Here is a 15,166-nt window from a genome sequence, read left to right as displayed (position 1 = left end):
AAAAACTTTGTTTAGAGCCATTTTAAAAACAGCGATCTCAAGCCTTGGGTTGCTGTTTTTTATCTCGTTTTTTCTATTTTTGCTCATATACTTTTTGCCAGGAAACGTCACTGACGCGATGTTTTCAAGAAGTGAGGCGATAAATTTAGCCATAAAAGAGCAAATTTTAGAGAATTTAGGGCTAAAAGATAACTTTTTCGTGCAGTATTTTAGGTGGCTGGCTCACTTTGTGACAGGCGACTTTGGCACTAGTTTTGTAAGCGGAGCAAGCGTGTCGCTACTCATTAAAGAGAGGCTCTTAAACTCGCTTATTTTATTTTTTGCTTCGTTTTTTCTGATAGCTCTTTTATCCTTTTTCTTGGGGCTTTTAAGTGCCATTTATAAGAATAAATTTGCCGATATCTTTATAAATTTTAGCTCCTTTTTGATGGCTTCATTGCCGCATTTTTACGTAGCACTCGTGCTAATAGCGATCTTTAGTGTCTATCTAAACGTGCTACCAAGCTCTGGCGCAAACGAGCTAGGCTCTAGCGGCGTTGGGGTGAAATTTATCATCTTGCCAACGCTCGCCATTATCTTGCCTCACCTTGGCGCAAACGTGAAATTTGTAAGAGACAGGCTAAATCAAAGCCTAAACGCGGGCTTCATCCAGACGGCTCACGCTAGAGGTTTGGGGCGCGGCAAAATTTATCTCTTTGCCATAAAGCACGCAAGCACCGATATAGTCTATTATTTTGCAACCCTCGTAGCTGGCGTTTTTGCTGGCTCATACGTCATAGAGAGCATTTTTTCATTTCCAGGCATAGGCAAGCTTAGCCTTGATGCGGTGATCGCCAAAGACTATCCAGTCGCACTTGCGACCATTTTGCTAACGGCTGTTTTTGTCGTTTTTGCAAATTTGCTAGCTAAAATTTTCGCTATCTTGGCAGATAAGAGAAATTTATGAGAAAAGTCATATTTTTCCTAGCCTGTTTTGTATTTTTAGCTCTTGTCACATTTGCCTTTGTGACGCCGTTTTTTTCTAAATTTGAGCCAAATTTCACTGACTTTATGGCGGTAAATTTAGCTCCAAACGGCGAACACATCTTTGGCACTGACATCCTAGGCAGGGACAATCTCATAAGAGTGGCCTACGCGCTTAAAAACTCGCTTCTTATCTTGCTTTTAGCTGGCTTTTTAACGACGCTTTTCTCGCTCATATATGCCTATTTTGGTACGAGTAAGAGCAGAGTTTGCGAGAGCCTTTTTGACAAGGGGCTTGATGCCTTTTTAAGCATCCCAAATATCGTTTTTATCATGCTTTTTAGCTCGTTTAGTAGCGGAGATCTGCTTATCACCTCTTTTATCATCGCCATTTGCTCGTTTATGCAGGGCGCAAAAGTTTTTATGCAAAATTTTAGACTTAATAAAAAGTGCGACTACGCCGAGCAAGCCGTGATAAATGGAGCTGGTAAATTTAGCCTGATTTGCTTTGAAATTTTGCCAAATTTAAAGCACCTTATAATTAGCATCTTTGGCATAAACGCGATAAACGCAGTCGTCATGGAGGCTACGCTTGGCTTTTTTGGCGTGGGTAGCGACGCAAATAAAATAAGCCTTGGCATCATGTTAAATGAGAGCAAAGAGGCGCTTTTTCTTGGCTCTTGGTGGATGGTACTTTTCCCTGGTGTGACGCTCTTTTTGCTCATCCTTGCAACCTCGATTATCACGTCAAATTCAAAAAATGGCAATATAAAAATATGATAGAGATTAAAAATTTAAACGTTTTTTATAAGGATAAAAAGCTTTTGCGTGAGCTTGATTTTGGTATGAGTGAGGGTAAATTTATAGGTATCACAGGTGCAAGTGGCAGCGGCAAATCGCTCTTTGCAAAGAGCCTAATAAGGCTTTTTGATAATGAATTTAGAGTGAGGGCGGATAAATTTAGCATTTATAAAAAAGATATCTTAAAACTTAGTCAAAATGAGCTAAAAGAGCACCGAAAAAAGGTCGCTGCGCTCGTTTTTCAAAACTCAGTTGCAAGCCTTCATCCGCTCTTAAACGTGGGCGATCACTTTAACGCCTATCTTGGTGGCGATAATAAAACAAATAAAGAGCTTGCATTTGCTTATTTTAGGGAGTTTGGGCTGGGTAATGCAAATCTCATCTGGCACAAATACTCATACGAGCTAAGTGGTGGTGAGGCGAGTCGCGTGCAGATAGCTCTTGCACTTTGCCTGAGGCCAAAAATTTTAATCTGCGACGAGATAACAAGCGGACTTGATAGCATTAGCGGTAGCCACGTGGCGGGCATCTTAGAGAGCCTAAAAGGTAAGATGAGCGTCATCTTTATCTCACACGATGAGGCGCTAACTAACTATCTTAGTGATGAAATTTGGCAAATGAGAGATGGGCAGCTAAATTTAAAGGAAAATGCGTGAAAATCAGGCTTGAAAACGTATCAAAAAGTTTAAGCTTTAAGGAGCATTTTAACGCTAGAGCTGAAGTTTTGCACCTTTTAGAGGGGATAAATTACGAGCTTAATCATGGCGAAAATTTAGCCATTTTGGGTCAAAGTGGTAGCGGCAAAAGCACGCTTGCAAAGCTTATATCCTTTAGCGAGCAAAAAAGTGGGGGCAAAATTTATATAAACGATGAGGAGATTACGGACAAAAATGAGCTCAAAAAAGATATCAGATATATCTTGCAAAACCAAAAACAAGCCCTAAATCCAGCGCTAAAAGTAAAAACCGCGATCGCTCACGTGAGGTCATATCTTAAGCTTAGCTTTAGCGAAAATGAGCTCAAAGAACTTCTGGCAAATTTAAATTTAAAAGATGAAATTTTAGAAAAATATCCATCTCAGCTAAGTGGCGGCGAGGCGACAAGGATCGGGATACTGCTGGCACTTCTTTCAAAGCCAAAAATTTTAATCTGCGACGAGATAACAAGTGGACTTGACAACGAGACAAAGCAAAAGATCATAAATTTGCTTTTAAGTTTGGATGAAAAGATCAGTATCATCTTTATTACGCACGATATTTTAAGTGCGATGAAGATAGCGCAAAAGGTGCTAATAATCGAATCTGGCAAGCAAGTGGCTTTTGGTAAATTTGATGATCTTACAAGCCAAAATGTCCTTAAAAAATACCTTGGCGCAGTTAAATTTTATGACGCCAAACTTTGATATAATGTAAGCAAAAAAGGTCAAATTTGCTAGTTCACATCTGCTGCTCGGTCGATAGCCATTACTTTTTACAGCGCCTACGAAAAGATCATCCAAATGAACGAATAATAGGCTATTTTTACGATCCAAACATACATCCATATAGCGAATTTTTACTGCGTTTTGAGGATGTCAAGCGAAGCTGCGAGAAGCTTGGTATCGAGCTAATATGCGGCGAATACGACTATGAAGCGTGGCTTGGTGGCACAAAGGGGCTTGAAGATGAGCCAGAAAAGGGCAAAAGGTGCGAGTACTGCTTTGACTTTCGTATGAAAGACTCTGCTAAAAAGGCGCTTGAGCTAGGACTTAGTAAGATCACGACGACACTTCTGATGAGCCCAAAAAAGGACTTTTCTCAGCTTAAAAAGGCGCTTGATGAGGCGGTAGCTGGCTCAAATTTAGAGGCTGTTACGGTTGATTATAGAAAAAATGGCGGCACGAGCGAGCAGTTTATCCTCGCTAAAAAAGATAAGCTCTATCACCAAAATTATTGCGGCTGCGTCTTTGCGCTAAAAAAACAGCGTGACTCGCAAAATTTGCCCCAAAGTGAGCTAATGAGCGAGCTACACGCAAGGGCACTTTATGGCAGCATAGAAGCTAGGCTTGAGCTTTATAAAAAGGTGTGCGAGTGCGAGGCGAGAGGTGAGAAATTTCACCTTTTTAGAAGGCGATTTTTAAACTACAGACTTTTGCGCGCTAGTGTTAAATTTGAAGCGGCTGTGATACCAAGCTACTTTGTGTTCTACTCTGGCTTTAAAAGAGAAAATTTGAAGCTAAATGTAGAAAATTCCTGCGAAATGGATGATGAGCTAAAAGAGGGCACAATCTTTATGAGTATAGATTGCTTTAATAAATTTACAAACAGCAAATTTAAAAGCGTTGATGAGCTTTGCAAAAGGCCGCTCGAGCTTGGCGCTGAGATGAAATTTCGCCGTGATATAAGCGGGGAGTTTTCGCAAAATCCTATCATCGTCTTAGACGAGGTCAAAAAGGGCAGCTACGAAATTTACGCAAAGGCTGTTTTTTATAACGACAGCGAAGAAATTTTGGTTTTAGAGCACTAAATTTAAATTAATCAAAGCTAAATTTCAGAGATTTTTAAGAGAGGCTAATAATTTTTTTCTTAGTATAAATTTGTTACAATCGCCAAAAATTTACATTACTAAGGCTAAAACGTGATAGACGTCGTAGAAATTCAAAAAATTCTCCCACATAGATTTCCATTTTTACTTATAGATAGAGTTGTCGAGCTAGAGCCAGCTAAGAATATCGTAGCTTACAAAAATGTAACCATTGGCGAGCCGATATTTCAGGGGCATTTCCCAGGTCACCCGATATATCCAGGCGTTATGATAATCGAAGGCATGGCTCAAGCTGGTGGCGTGCTAGCTTTTAAGAGCATGAGCGACGAGCACCAAGCTGGTATCGAGAATAAAGTGGTCTATTTTATGAGTATAGACGGAGCAAAATTTCGCCATCCTGTTCGCCCTGGAGATAGACTAGAGTATAGACTAAACGTGCTAAAGCACAAAGGAAATATCTGGGTGCTTGAAGGCAAGGCATACGTAGATGACGCACTTTGCGCTGAGGCTGAACTAAAAGCGATGATAGTCGATAAATAGGCTTTAAGAAAAAGAGATACAATGAAAAATATCCACCAAACAGCCGTTATAGAAGATGGAGCGATCATTGGAGATGACGCAAATATCGAGGCTTATGCGTTTGTAAGTAAAGATGCGGTCCTTGGCAACAACGTCACGATAAAGCAAGGCGCAAGGGTGCTTGGCAAGACTAAAATCGGCGATAACTCTCGTGTATTTAGCTATGCGATCGTAGGTGATATCCCGCAAGATATCAGCTATAAAGATGAGGTCGACACTGGCGTCATCATCGGCGAGCACGCAACTATACGTGAGTTTTGCACTATAAACTCAGGTACACACAAGGGTGATGGTATCACAAGGATCGGCGATAATGCCTTTATCATGGCATATTCTCACATCGCACATGATTGCATCATCGGTAGCAACGTCATTTTGGCAAATAACGCAACTCTAGCAGGCCATGTCGAGCTTGGCGACTATGCTGTTGTGGGCGGTCTTACGCCTATTCATCAGTTTGTTAGAGTTGGGGAAAGCTGCATGATAGCAGGTGCAAGCGCACTTAGCCAAGATGTAGTGCCATTTTGCCTAGCTGAGGGCAACAGAGCTTATATAAGAAGTTTAAATTTGGTTGGCATTAGACGCAGGTTTGACAAAGAGCAGGTTGAAGAGCTAGTTCGCGCTTATAAATTTTTGTTTAATCAAGGCATTAGCCTAAAAGATCAAGCAAACGAGCTAATAGCAAAAACCAGCGATGAAAACGTTAAAAAAATGTGTAAATTTATATTAGAAACGACAAGAGGAATTCCGCTTGCAAAAGGAAGAGATTAATGGCTAGAAAGTGTAATTTTTGTGGCGAGGCTGAGTCTGCTGAGAGAAGATTACTCGCTGATATCGAAGGAAATGCCTATATATGTGAGTATTGTATCGCTGCTGCATACGATATGATACATGGAGATACTAGTGTAGAAGAGAGTAAAAATGACGAAACGATAGAGTATCAAAAGCTCACTCCAAAGGAGCTAAAAGCTGTACTTGATAACTACGTGATCGGTCAAGATAGGGCTAAAAAGGTCTTTAGCGTCGGCGTATATAACCACTATAAGAGAATTTTTAAACAAAGTGATATCAAAGATGACACTGAAATTTCAAAATCAAACATCTTACTTGTTGGCCCAACTGGAAGTGGTAAGACGTTGATGGCTCAGACTTTAGCGAGATTTCTTGATGTGCCTATCGCGATTTGCGATGCAACAAGCCTAACTGAGGCTGGATATGTCGGTGAGGATGTTGAAAATATCCTAACAAGGCTCTTGCAAGCCGCAAATGGTGACGTGAAAAAGGCGGAGCAGGGCATTGTCTTTGTCGATGAGATCGATAAGATCGCTAGAATGAGTGAAAATAGAAGCATCACAAGGGACGTTTCAGGCGAAGGCGTACAGCAAGCGCTTTTAAAGATCATTGAAGGAAGTGTTGTAAATATCCCACCAAAAGGTGGCAGAAAGCATCCAAACCAAGACTTCATCCAGATAGATACGACAAATATCTTATTTGTTTGTGGCGGTGCATTTGACGGACTTCTTGATATTATTGAGAGAAGGGTTGGTAAAAACGTACTTGGATTTAACCAAGAAAAACGTGGTAAAAACGAAAAAGAAAATTTACTAAGCCTACTTGAGCCAGACGATCTTGTAAGATATGGCCTCATCCCAGAGCTTATTGGTAGACTTCACGTAGTAGCTACTTTGAATGAGATAACAAAAGAAGATATGGTTAAAATTTTAACCGAGCCAAAAAATGCGATACTAAAACAATATCAAAAGCTTTGTGCGATTGATGGTGCTACGCTTAAATTTGATGATGAAGCACTTGAAGAGATAGCGAGCCTTGCTATCGAGCGAAAGACCGGAGCTAGAGGGCTTAGAAGTATAATGGAAGAGCTTATGACGGACATAATGTATGAGCTGCCAGAGTTAAAAGAGTATGATATTGTTATCTCAAAAGAGACTGTAAAAGATAAGGCAAAGCCAATTTTAATAAAGCATGATAAGAAAATAGCGTAAAGGAAATAGATGTTTTTAGATCAGGTTATAGGTTTTTTCTCAAGTGATATGGGCATAGATCTCGGTACGGCGAATACACTTGTTTTGGTAAAGGATAAAGGCATAATAATAAATGAGCCTTCTGTTGTTGCGGTAAGGCGTGAGAAATATGGCAAACAAAAAATTTTAGCGGTCGGACATGCTGCAAAAGAGATGGTAGGAAAAACTCCAGGCGATATCGAGGCGATAAGGCCGATGAGAGATGGCGTTATTGCGGATTTTGATATGACTGAGCGCATGATACGCTATTTTATAGAAAAGACTCACAAAAGAAAAAGCTTTCTACGCCCAAGGATCATCATCTCAGTTCCTTATGGATTAACTCAGGTCGAAAGAAAAGCTGTTAGAGAAAGTGCCTTAAGTGCTGGAGCAAGAGAGGTATTTTTGATCGAAGAGCCTATGGCAGCAGCAATCGGCGCAAATTTACCAGTCCGTGAGCCACAAGGTAACCTAGTAGTCGATATCGGTGGTGGTACGACTGAGATAGGTGTTGTCTCGCTTGGTGGTCTAGTTATTTCAAAATCAATCCGCACAGCTGGAGATAAGATTGATATTAGTATTGTTAATTACATAAAAGAGAAATATAACCTACTAATAGGTGAGCGAACTGGCGAGGAGATAAAGATTGCTGTAGGTTCTGCTGTGCAGCTTGAAAAAGAGCTAAGCGTAGTGGTAAAAGGACGCGACCAAGTAAGTGGTCTTTTAAGTAGAGTCGAGCTAACAAGCGAAGATGTAAGAGAGGCGATGAGAGAGCCACTAAAAGAGATCGCAGATGCGCTTAAAACCGTGCTTGAGATGATGCCACCTGATCTTGCGGGCGATATCGTGGAGACTGGTATCGTACTAACTGGCGGCGGTGCTCTTATTAGGGGGCTTGATAAATTTTTATCTGATATCGTTAAACTTCCAGTTTTTGTAGCAGATGAGCCACTCCTTGCGGTTGCTAGAGGAACTGGCAAGGCACTTGAAGAGATTGGGCTTTTACAACAGCTGACAAATGAAGAGTAAGATTGTTCTTTTTGTTTTTATAGCATTGCTTGCTACGGCCTCAGTTTTCAAGGGAGAAATTTTAAGTAATCTTTCTATTGGGTTTAGTAACTATGCTACAAATTCATACGACAATTTTGCTAAAAGTGTGAAAGACTATATAAACGAATATTTTAGGCAGGCTAGCGAGATAGAAAAACTAAGAGCGCAAAATGAAGAGCTAGAGCGCTCAGCCACGCTTCTTTCTACTTTTGCGAACGAGCTAAATCAAATTTTAAAAGATAAAAACTCAACTGCCTACGCCCCAGCTGTAAAGCTAGTAAAAGGGCTTAGCTACGTGCATATTGGGGATTATAATAAAATTTGGATAAGCGAGTTTGAAGGATATGACCCAAATAAAATTTACGGGCTCATCTATCAAGGAAATAGCGCTGGCATCGTCATCGCAAAAGATGGCAAGCCACTAGCTTACTTGCAAAATGATCCAAAAAGTATATTTGCAGTTTATATAGGAAATGACAAAATTCCAGGCGTCGCGCATGGAAATCAAGGCCAAATAATGGTGAAATTTATCCCACAATGGCTCAGCCCAAAAGAGGGCGATGAGGTCTTTACGAGCGGGCTTGATGGGATATTTTTTAGTGGAGTGCCAGTAGGGCGCGTGAGTAAAATTTTAAAAGAGAGCTCCTATCAAAGCGTGATAGTTGAGCCCTATGCAAAGCTAAACATACCAAACTATCTATACGTTGTAACAAAGGAAAAATGATGCCAAAAAGAACAGATATAAATACCATTTTGCTAATCGGCTCAGGCCCTATCGTCATCGGTCAAGCCTGCGAATTTGACTACTCAGGCACGCAAGCGGCCAAGACGCTAAAAGAGCTTGGATACCGCGTAGTGCTTATCAACTCAAATCCAGCCACCATCATGACTGACCCAAATTTCGCCGACGCAACGTATATAGAACCGATCACAAAAGATAGCATTTTAAAGATCATCGAAAAAGAAAATATTGATGCTATCTTGCCAACGATGGGCGGTCAAGTGGCGCTAAATGCCGCTATGGAGGTCTTTGAGAGCGGTCTTTTAAAGGATGTCAAATTTCTTGGTGCAAACCCAGAAGCGATAAAAAAGGGCGAAGATAGACAAATTTTTAAAGCAACTATGCAAAAGATTGGCATGGATCTACCTGAGAGTAGATATGCCTACAACATGGACGACGCGCTAAATGCGGCAAATGAGATAGGTTTTCCGCTCATAATAAGAGCTAGTTATACGCTTGGTGGCGCAGGAAGCGGCGTGGCTTATAATATGGACGAATTTAAAGAGTTAGCCAACACTGGCCTTGACGCAAGCCCGATACATGAAATTTTAATAGAAGAGAGCTTGCTTGGTTGGAAAGAGTACGAGATGGAGGTCATCAGAGATAGAAACGATAACTGCATCATAGTCTGCTCGATCGAAAATTTTGACCCAATGGGCGTTCACACAGGCGATAGCATCACGGTTGCACCAGCTTTAACGCTAACAGACAAAGAGTATCAGGCTATGCGTGATGCAAGCTTTGCCATACTTCGTGAGATTGGCGTTGATACTGGTGGCAGCAACGTGCAGTTTGCCATAGATCCAAAAACTGGCCGTATGATCGTTATCGAGATGAATCCACGTGTGAGCCGAAGCTCTGCACTTGCAAGTAAGGCTACTGGATATCCGATCGCAAAGGTAGCTACGCTTCTAGCCGTTGGTTTTAGCCTAGATGAGATCAAAAATGACATCACTGGCACGCCTGCTAGCTTTGAGCCGGTGATTGACTACATAGTGACAAAAATTCCACGTTTTACATTTGAGAAATTTCCAGGATCAAACCCATATCTAGGCACTGCGATGAAGTCAGTTGGCGAGGTTATGGCGATAGGTAGGACCTTTAAAGAGAGTATCCAAAAGGCGCTTTGCAGTCTAGAGCGCGATTTTTGCGGATTTAATAGCCTTAGCCTAGAGAAAAACGCTTTGGTTTATGGCATCAGAAATGCGAACGAGAGAAGAATTTTATATCTAGCTCAAGCCTTTAGAGATGGCTATAGCGTGGCCGAGGTGCATGAGTTTAGTAAGATCGATCCTTGGTTTTTAGAGCAAATTTATGAGATAGTTAAATTTGAAGATAAGATCGACATGGATATCTTAAACAACGAGGAGTTGCTGCGTGAGGCTAAAAGCATGGGTTTTTCAGACAAGATGATAGCTGTGCTTATAAATGAAAAAGACGATCTTGAGCTTAGCCAAAATGATATCTATTTTGCTAGGCAGAAGCTTGGCATCGAGCTTGAGTACAACGAGGTTGATACTTGTGCGGGCGAATTTAAGGCACTAACGCCGTATCTCTACTCATCTACAAATATCACAAAATTTCCTAAAAAAGAGCTGGCAAAAGATGCTAAAAAGGTGATGATAATAGGTGGCGGTCCAAACAGGATCGGTCAGGGCATAGAGTTTGACTACTGCTGCGTGCATGCAAGCTACGCCCTAAGAGACCTTGGCATAAAAACGATAATGTATAACTGCAACCCAGAAACCGTCTCAACCGACTACGATACGAGTGATATTTTATATTTTGAGCCGATTGATTTTGAACACGTGAGATCGGTCATCGAGCGCGAAAAGCCAGACGGCGTGATCGTGCATTTTGGCGGCCAAACTCCGCTTAAATTTGCAAAACGACTAAGCGTGATCGGTGCAAAGATCATCGGAACAACTGCAAGAGTGATCGATGTAGCCGAGGATAGAAAGAAATTTAGCGAATTTATAAATAAAATAGGCGTCCTTCAACCTAAAAATGACACCGCCACTAGCCTAGAAGAAGCCTTGCAAAAGGCCGCAAATATCGGCTATCCAGTGCTAGTTCGCCCAAGCTACGTGCTAGGCGGCAGGGCGATGAGAAGGGTGCATAACGAGAGCGAGCTAAAAGAGTATATGAATGAGGCGGTAAAGGTTAGCAACCACTCACCAGTGCTACTTGATAAATTTTTACAAGACGCAAAAGAGCTCGACGTAGATGCGATATGTGACGGTAAAGAGGTCTATATAGGTGCTATAATGGAGCACATCGAGGAGGCTGGAATTCACTCTGGTGATTCAGCTTGCATATTGCCACCGATGAGTTTAAGCGCAGAAATGATAAAAAAAGTGGAGAAACAAACCAGAGATATCGCGCTAAATTTAGGCGTTGTTGGCCTTATGAATATCCAGTTTGCTATCTATGAAAATGAGCTTTATATGATCGAGGTAAATCCTCGTGCGAGTAGGACTGTACCGTTTGTGAGTAAGGCTACTGGCGTGCCTATGGCAAAGGTAGCGACAAGAGTTATGTGGCAGGGAAATTTACGTGAGGCGCTTAAATTTTATGATGATTACAGGGTTGTTTATGAGGACGGCGACATCCTAAAGCCTCGCGTAAATTCGCATATTTGTGTAAAAGAGTGTGTATTGCCATTTAACAAGCTAAGTGGCGCCGATCTCATCCTTGGTCCTGAGATGAAGAGCACGGGCGAGGTCATGGGTATCAGCCACGACTTTGCAAGCTCATTTGCAAAGAGCCAGATCGCTGCTAGCAACACTTTGCCAAGCAAAGGCAGGGTATTTTTAACGCTAGCCGACGCTGATAAATCTTACGCGCCTGATCTTGCAAAAGAGCTAATAGCACTTGGTTTTAGCATTATAGCAACTGGTGGTACGCATAAAATTTTAAGTGAAGCTGGTGTGGAGGTAGAGTTTGTCTATAAGATAAGCGAGGGCAGACCAAACGTCGAAGATAGGCTTAAAAACGGCGATATCGCACTTGTTATAAATACAAGCGATACAAAATCAAGCGTAGATGATGGCAAAAAGATCCGTCAAAACGTGCTTAGATTTAAAATTCCTTACTTTACAACTATCCGCGCAGCACTTGCAGCTGCCAAGTCGCTAAGCACAGTTCAAACTGGCAAAGCACTTGAGGTAAAAAGCTTGCAAGAGTATCTAAGCGAGAAATGAACCAAAAAGAGTGCGTAGTAGAAGCGTTAGCTAGCCTTGGTGGCATGGCAACGCTTTTTGATCTTTATCATAAAACTGATGTTAGCACTTGGGGTAGTAAAACTCCATTTGCTAGTATAAGACGGATAGTACAGACTAATAAAGAATTTTATAAGATTAGAGCCGGACTTTGGGGACTTTGTGAGTTTAGGGATAAAAATTTAGCTAAAACAGGTGATAGTAAGAGTGAGCAAAATGAGAAATTTACACATTCTTATTTTCAAGGCGTTATTGTTGAGATAGGAAATTTAAGACATTTTCAAACATTCATCCCAGCTCAAGATAAGAACAAAATTTATAAATCAGATAAGAAACTTTTCGAGCTTGCGAGCTTGAGTGAGATATATAAATTTAGTTATGAAGATATCGTTAAAAGAGCAAAAACAATAGATGCAATATGGTTTAACAAAAGAAATTTACCAAACTCATTTTACGAAGTTGAACATAGTACAGACTTTAAAAATTCACTAAACAAATTTTTTGAGCTTCAAGACTTTAATGCTAGAATGTTTATAGTCGCAGACAAAAAGAGGCAAAGAGAGTATGAAAGCGTTTTGAAGGCTAGCATCTACGAACAGATAGCTCAAAAGGTAAAATTTGCTAGCTACGAAGATATATCAAGGCAGCTTGAAAGAGAGAGTGAGCAAGCATTTATTAAAATGGGAATTTAATGAAAGAATTTGAAGTTGAGATAACTGAAATTTTAAGTAAAAAGATAAAGTTTAAAGCAAAAGATCAGCATGAGGCATGTAAGATCGCCAAAAAGGCTTATGAAAAGAGTGAGATCGTGCTTGGAGCTGATGATTTTACTGAGGTGAAATTTAAATATTGTCCACAAGTAAGCCAAAAGATCAAGGTAAAAAATGAATAATATAACTCCTTTTGATAAATTTATGGCAAGTTTAAAAGAGACAAATGCCACACTTGGCTACTTTTGTGATTTTGAAAAATGTTCTAAGAACCTTGCGAAGGTCGCTATCAAACTTAATGCTTTAAATTCTTTGCTTGGTTCAAAAGATTTGAAAACAGATATTTTCACGCTTTTTAAAGAATATCGAAGCTGTTTTGAGGTACTAAATTTACTAATTGCCGTTCGAGAAAGTGGTAGAAAAGTTGTGAGTTCAAGCGGCAGTTTACTTGAGTTAAAGAGTTATTTTGATGAGCCAGAGAAAATTTACAACTTTCTTTTAGAGACTGGACTTGATGAAATTTTCAAGGATAGAAAAATTAAAAATTTATGTGATTATGTGTTTGGCGTAGAGGTTGGACTTGACACAAACGCCAGAAAAAACCGCAGTGGAAAAAATTTTGCGAATTTAATCTCAGAAAGGTTTCGCTCTGAAAATATCTGCTTTCAAGCTGAAGTATCAAGCTCAAATTTTTTATTAAATTTAGGTAGTGATGTGAAGGTATTTGATTTTGCGACTTGCATACAAAATATCACTTATCTAATCGAAGCAAATTTTTATAGTGCCGGTGGCTCGAAATTAAACGAAGTAGCAAGAGCTTACATCGAAATAGCCAAAAGGATCTCCTATTTGCCAGAGTATAAATTTATCTGGATCACTGATGGCTGGGGTTGGCACGATGCTAGAAATAAGCTGCAAGAGGCCTATAAGTGTGTAAGGATTTATAACCTTGCAAATTTGCACCTTTTTATAAATGAGCTTAAAAATGTATAACGATTTCAGGCTCATAAATGGCGACTGCTTTAGCGAACTAGCTAAATTTAAAGGCGAGTTCGACCTCGTTTTTGCCGACCCGCCGTATTTTCTTTCTAATGGCGGGCTTAGTATCCAAAATGGACAGATAGTTAGTGTAAATAAAGGCAAGTGGGATGAGGGCACAAATATCGATGAAATTGATGAGTTTAACCTAGAATGGCTCAAACTCGCTAAAAACGCACTTAGTAATAACGGTAGCGTGATGATAAGTGGGACGTATCACAACATCTTTTCTATAGGTAGAGCGCTTCAAAAGCTTGATTATAAAATTTTAAACATCATTACGTGGCAAAAGACCAATCCTCCGCCAAATTTTAGCTGCAGGTATCTAACACATAGCACTGAACAGATCATTTGGGCTAGAAAAGATGAGAAACATAAGCACATCTTTAACTACGAGCTTATGAAGCGGATAAATAGAGATAAGCAAATGAAAGATGTGTGGAGTTTTGCTGCGATCGCTCCTTGGGAGAAAGCATGCGGTAAGCATCCTACACAAAAACCACTTTCGCTTTTGATAAGGCTTATTTTGATGGCAAGTAATGAAAATAGTGTCATTTGTGATCCTTTTGCAGGCTCAGCAACAACTGGCATAGCTGCAAATTTGTTAGGTAGAGATTTTGTTGGTATCGAAAAAGAGCAGGAATTTATTTATATAGCACTTAAGCGAAAGGCTGAGCTAGAAGCAAATTTTATAAAATTTAGAGATAAATTTAGTGATTTAAAAATGCTTGAGAGCTTAAAATTTGGCTAGATTTAAGATCCCATACTTCACAACGATCCGCGCAGCACTTGCAGCCGCTAAGTCACTAAGCTCGGTACAAACTGGCAAAGCACTTGAGGTAAAAAGCTTGCAAGAGTATTTATCTAAAAAATAATAAATTTAAGGCAGTTTAGCTTATAGCTAAACTGTTTTTAAAGTATTGCTGGAAGCAGTAGATGTCTATGTATGGCATTTTGATTTGAATTTTAGTCTAGTTTTCATTAATCTAGTAATATTAAAGCTTATGTTTAATATAATCTCACTCAAAAGGAGAGATTATGAAAATTTTAAATGCTTTTTTTACGGGTATTATATTTGTCCTTGCTCCTATTTTTACGCTATTTGTTGGAATTTACAACAACTACTTTTCTTACTATGGCATAAGCGAGTATTTTAATGTTATTTTTGTTGATAACGTGCCTTTCTTATGGCTTTTGCCCGTATTTTTTATATTTGGGTATTGCTTTTTTTACGCGTCTTTTAGAAAAATTTTTAGAGCTTTTTATTTAGTTTTGCTGATAGTTTGTGCTTTTAGTTGGTATCCTGACTTTGGACGCACTTTAGGAGAGAATTATTTTATGAGCAAATCGCTATCTTTAGATATCTCATCAAATTTAGAAAATGAGCAAAAGACTGATGGAAAGATACTTTATGAAGGACGAAGAGAAATTTATTTTTTAAGAAGCGATAATAATAAAGTCGTTAAAATTTCAAAGTAA

At 39.8% G+C, this 15,166-nt stretch carries 17 protein-coding genes; all 17 read left to right on the top strand.

The window, feature by feature from the left end; translation table 11 throughout:
• Nucleotides 1-7 precede the first annotated feature (7 nt).
• The 17 genes from CYP51_RS04540 to CYP51_RS04465 all read left to right on the top strand — a co-directional run bounded on the left by CYP51_RS04540 (nt 8) and on the right by CYP51_RS04465 (nt 15,166).
• Nucleotides 8-946 carry an ABC transporter permease gene (locus tag CYP51_RS04540; protein WP_103624542.1) on the top strand — a complete coding sequence of 313 codons (939 nt, stop codon included), beginning with the start codon at nt 8-10 and terminating at the stop codon, nt 944-946.
• The gene (locus CYP51_RS04535; protein ID WP_103624541.1) at nt 943-1,743 is read left to right on the top strand and encodes an ABC transporter permease; all 801 of its coding nucleotides are present in this window, start codon (nt 943-945) and stop codon (nt 1,741-1,743) included. Before CYP51_RS04540 ends, CYP51_RS04535 begins: the two co-directional genes overlap by 4 nt.
• Nucleotides 1,740-2,420, top strand: coding sequence for an ATP-binding cassette domain-containing protein (locus CYP51_RS04530; RefSeq protein WP_103624540.1), 681 nt, complete (start codon nt 1,740-1,742; stop codon nt 2,418-2,420). The genes CYP51_RS04535 and CYP51_RS04530 overlap by 4 nt, the downstream gene beginning before the upstream one ends.
• A complete protein-coding gene (locus CYP51_RS04525; RefSeq protein ID WP_103624539.1) occupies nt 2,417-3,166 on the top strand; it encodes an ATP-binding cassette domain-containing protein in 750 nt (249 codons plus the stop codon). The genes CYP51_RS04530 and CYP51_RS04525 overlap by 4 nt, the downstream gene beginning before the upstream one ends.
• Before the next feature lie 26 nt (nt 3,167-3,192).
• Nucleotides 3,193-4,269 (top strand): epoxyqueuosine reductase QueH, encoded by a 1,077-nt coding sequence (locus CYP51_RS04520; protein ID WP_103624538.1) that lies wholly within the window; start codon nt 3,193-3,195, stop codon nt 4,267-4,269.
• Nucleotides 4,270-4,380: 111 nt separating this feature from the next.
• Entirely contained in the window at nt 4,381-4,827 is a 447-nt protein-coding gene (gene fabZ / locus CYP51_RS04515; protein WP_021091063.1) for a 3-hydroxyacyl-ACP dehydratase FabZ, read from the top strand.
• A gap of 21 nt (nt 4,828-4,848) precedes the next feature.
• Nucleotides 4,849-5,637: an acyl-ACP--UDP-N-acetylglucosamine O-acyltransferase gene (gene lpxA / locus CYP51_RS04510; protein WP_103624537.1), complete on the top strand. Its 789-nt coding sequence runs from the start codon at nt 4,849-4,851 to the stop codon at nt 5,635-5,637.
• The gene (gene clpX / locus CYP51_RS04505) at nt 5,637-6,869 is read left to right on the top strand and encodes an ATP-dependent Clp protease ATP-binding subunit ClpX (RefSeq protein ID WP_021090629.1); all 1,233 of its coding nucleotides are present in this window, start codon (nt 5,637-5,639) and stop codon (nt 6,867-6,869) included. Before lpxA ends, clpX begins: the two co-directional genes overlap by 1 nt.
• 9 nt (nt 6,870-6,878) lie before the next feature.
• Nucleotides 6,879-7,916, top strand: coding sequence for a rod shape-determining protein (locus CYP51_RS04500; protein WP_021090637.1), 1,038 nt, complete (start codon nt 6,879-6,881; stop codon nt 7,914-7,916).
• The gene (gene mreC / locus CYP51_RS04495; RefSeq protein ID WP_084109149.1) at nt 7,906-8,661 is read left to right on the top strand and encodes a rod shape-determining protein MreC; all 756 of its coding nucleotides are present in this window, start codon (nt 7,906-7,908) and stop codon (nt 8,659-8,661) included. The genes CYP51_RS04500 and mreC overlap by 11 nt, the downstream gene beginning before the upstream one ends.
• Nucleotides 8,661-11,921 (top strand): carbamoyl-phosphate synthase large subunit, encoded by a 3,261-nt coding sequence (carB, locus tag CYP51_RS04490; RefSeq protein WP_103624536.1) that lies wholly within the window; start codon nt 8,661-8,663, stop codon nt 11,919-11,921. Before mreC ends, carB begins: the two co-directional genes overlap by 1 nt.
• Nucleotides 11,918-12,631: a hypothetical protein gene (locus CYP51_RS04485; RefSeq protein ID WP_103624535.1), complete on the top strand. Its 714-nt coding sequence runs from the start codon at nt 11,918-11,920 to the stop codon at nt 12,629-12,631. Before carB ends, CYP51_RS04485 begins: the two co-directional genes overlap by 4 nt.
• Nucleotides 12,631-12,831 (top strand): DpnD/PcfM family protein, encoded by a 201-nt coding sequence (locus tag CYP51_RS04480; RefSeq protein WP_103624534.1) that lies wholly within the window; start codon nt 12,631-12,633, stop codon nt 12,829-12,831. The genes CYP51_RS04485 and CYP51_RS04480 overlap by 1 nt, the downstream gene beginning before the upstream one ends.
• Nucleotides 12,824-13,642, top strand: coding sequence for a type II restriction endonuclease (locus tag CYP51_RS04475; protein ID WP_103624533.1), 819 nt, complete (start codon nt 12,824-12,826; stop codon nt 13,640-13,642). Before CYP51_RS04480 ends, CYP51_RS04475 begins: the two co-directional genes overlap by 8 nt.
• On the top strand, nt 13,635-14,438 hold the full coding sequence (locus CYP51_RS04470; protein ID WP_258032789.1) for a DNA-methyltransferase: 804 nt from the start codon (nt 13,635-13,637) through the stop codon (nt 14,436-14,438). Before CYP51_RS04475 ends, CYP51_RS04470 begins: the two co-directional genes overlap by 8 nt.
• A complete protein-coding gene (locus CYP51_RS10000) occupies nt 14,431-14,562 on the top strand; it encodes a hypothetical protein (protein ID WP_258032788.1) in 132 nt (43 codons plus the stop codon). The genes CYP51_RS04470 and CYP51_RS10000 overlap by 8 nt, the downstream gene beginning before the upstream one ends.
• A 163-nt stretch (nt 14,563-14,725) precedes the next feature.
• Nucleotides 14,726-15,166: an isoleucyl-tRNA synthetase gene (locus tag CYP51_RS04465; protein WP_072593936.1), complete on the top strand. Its 441-nt coding sequence runs from the start codon at nt 14,726-14,728 to the stop codon at nt 15,164-15,166.

The organism is Campylobacter concisus (assembly GCF_002912895.1).
In the GTDB taxonomy this organism is placed as follows: Bacteria; Campylobacterota; Campylobacteria; order Campylobacterales; family Campylobacteraceae; genus Campylobacter_A; species Campylobacter_A concisus_G.
This window is presented reverse-complemented; position numbering and strand designations above follow the sequence as displayed.

Coding starts and splice junctions, on each gene's coding strand:
- CYP51_RS04485 (WP_103624535.1), top strand. CDS start 11,918: ATGAACCAAAAAGAGTGCGTAGTAGAAGCGTTAGCTAGCCTTGGTGGC.
- mreC (WP_084109149.1), top strand. CDS start 7,906: ATGAAGAGTAAGATTGTTCTTTTTGTTTTTATAGCATTGCTTGCTACG.
- clpX (WP_021090629.1), top strand. CDS start 5,637: ATGGCTAGAAAGTGTAATTTTTGTGGCGAGGCTGAGTCTGCTGAGAGA.
- carB (WP_103624536.1), top strand. CDS start 8,661: ATGCCAAAAAGAACAGATATAAATACCATTTTGCTAATCGGCTCAGGC.
- CYP51_RS04470 (WP_258032789.1), top strand. CDS start 13,635: ATGTATAACGATTTCAGGCTCATAAATGGCGACTGCTTTAGCGAACTA.
- CYP51_RS04535 (WP_103624541.1), top strand. CDS start 943: ATGAGAAAAGTCATATTTTTCCTAGCCTGTTTTGTATTTTTAGCTCTT.
- CYP51_RS04500 (WP_021090637.1), top strand. CDS start 6,879: ATGTTTTTAGATCAGGTTATAGGTTTTTTCTCAAGTGATATGGGCATA.
- lpxA (WP_103624537.1), top strand. CDS start 4,849: ATGAAAAATATCCACCAAACAGCCGTTATAGAAGATGGAGCGATCATT.
- CYP51_RS04475 (WP_103624533.1), top strand. CDS start 12,824: ATGAATAATATAACTCCTTTTGATAAATTTATGGCAAGTTTAAAAGAG.
- CYP51_RS04530 (WP_103624540.1), top strand. CDS start 1,740: ATGATAGAGATTAAAAATTTAAACGTTTTTTATAAGGATAAAAAGCTT.
- CYP51_RS04465 (WP_072593936.1), top strand. CDS start 14,726: ATGAAAATTTTAAATGCTTTTTTTACGGGTATTATATTTGTCCTTGCT.
- CYP51_RS04480 (WP_103624534.1), top strand. CDS start 12,631: ATGAAAGAATTTGAAGTTGAGATAACTGAAATTTTAAGTAAAAAGATA.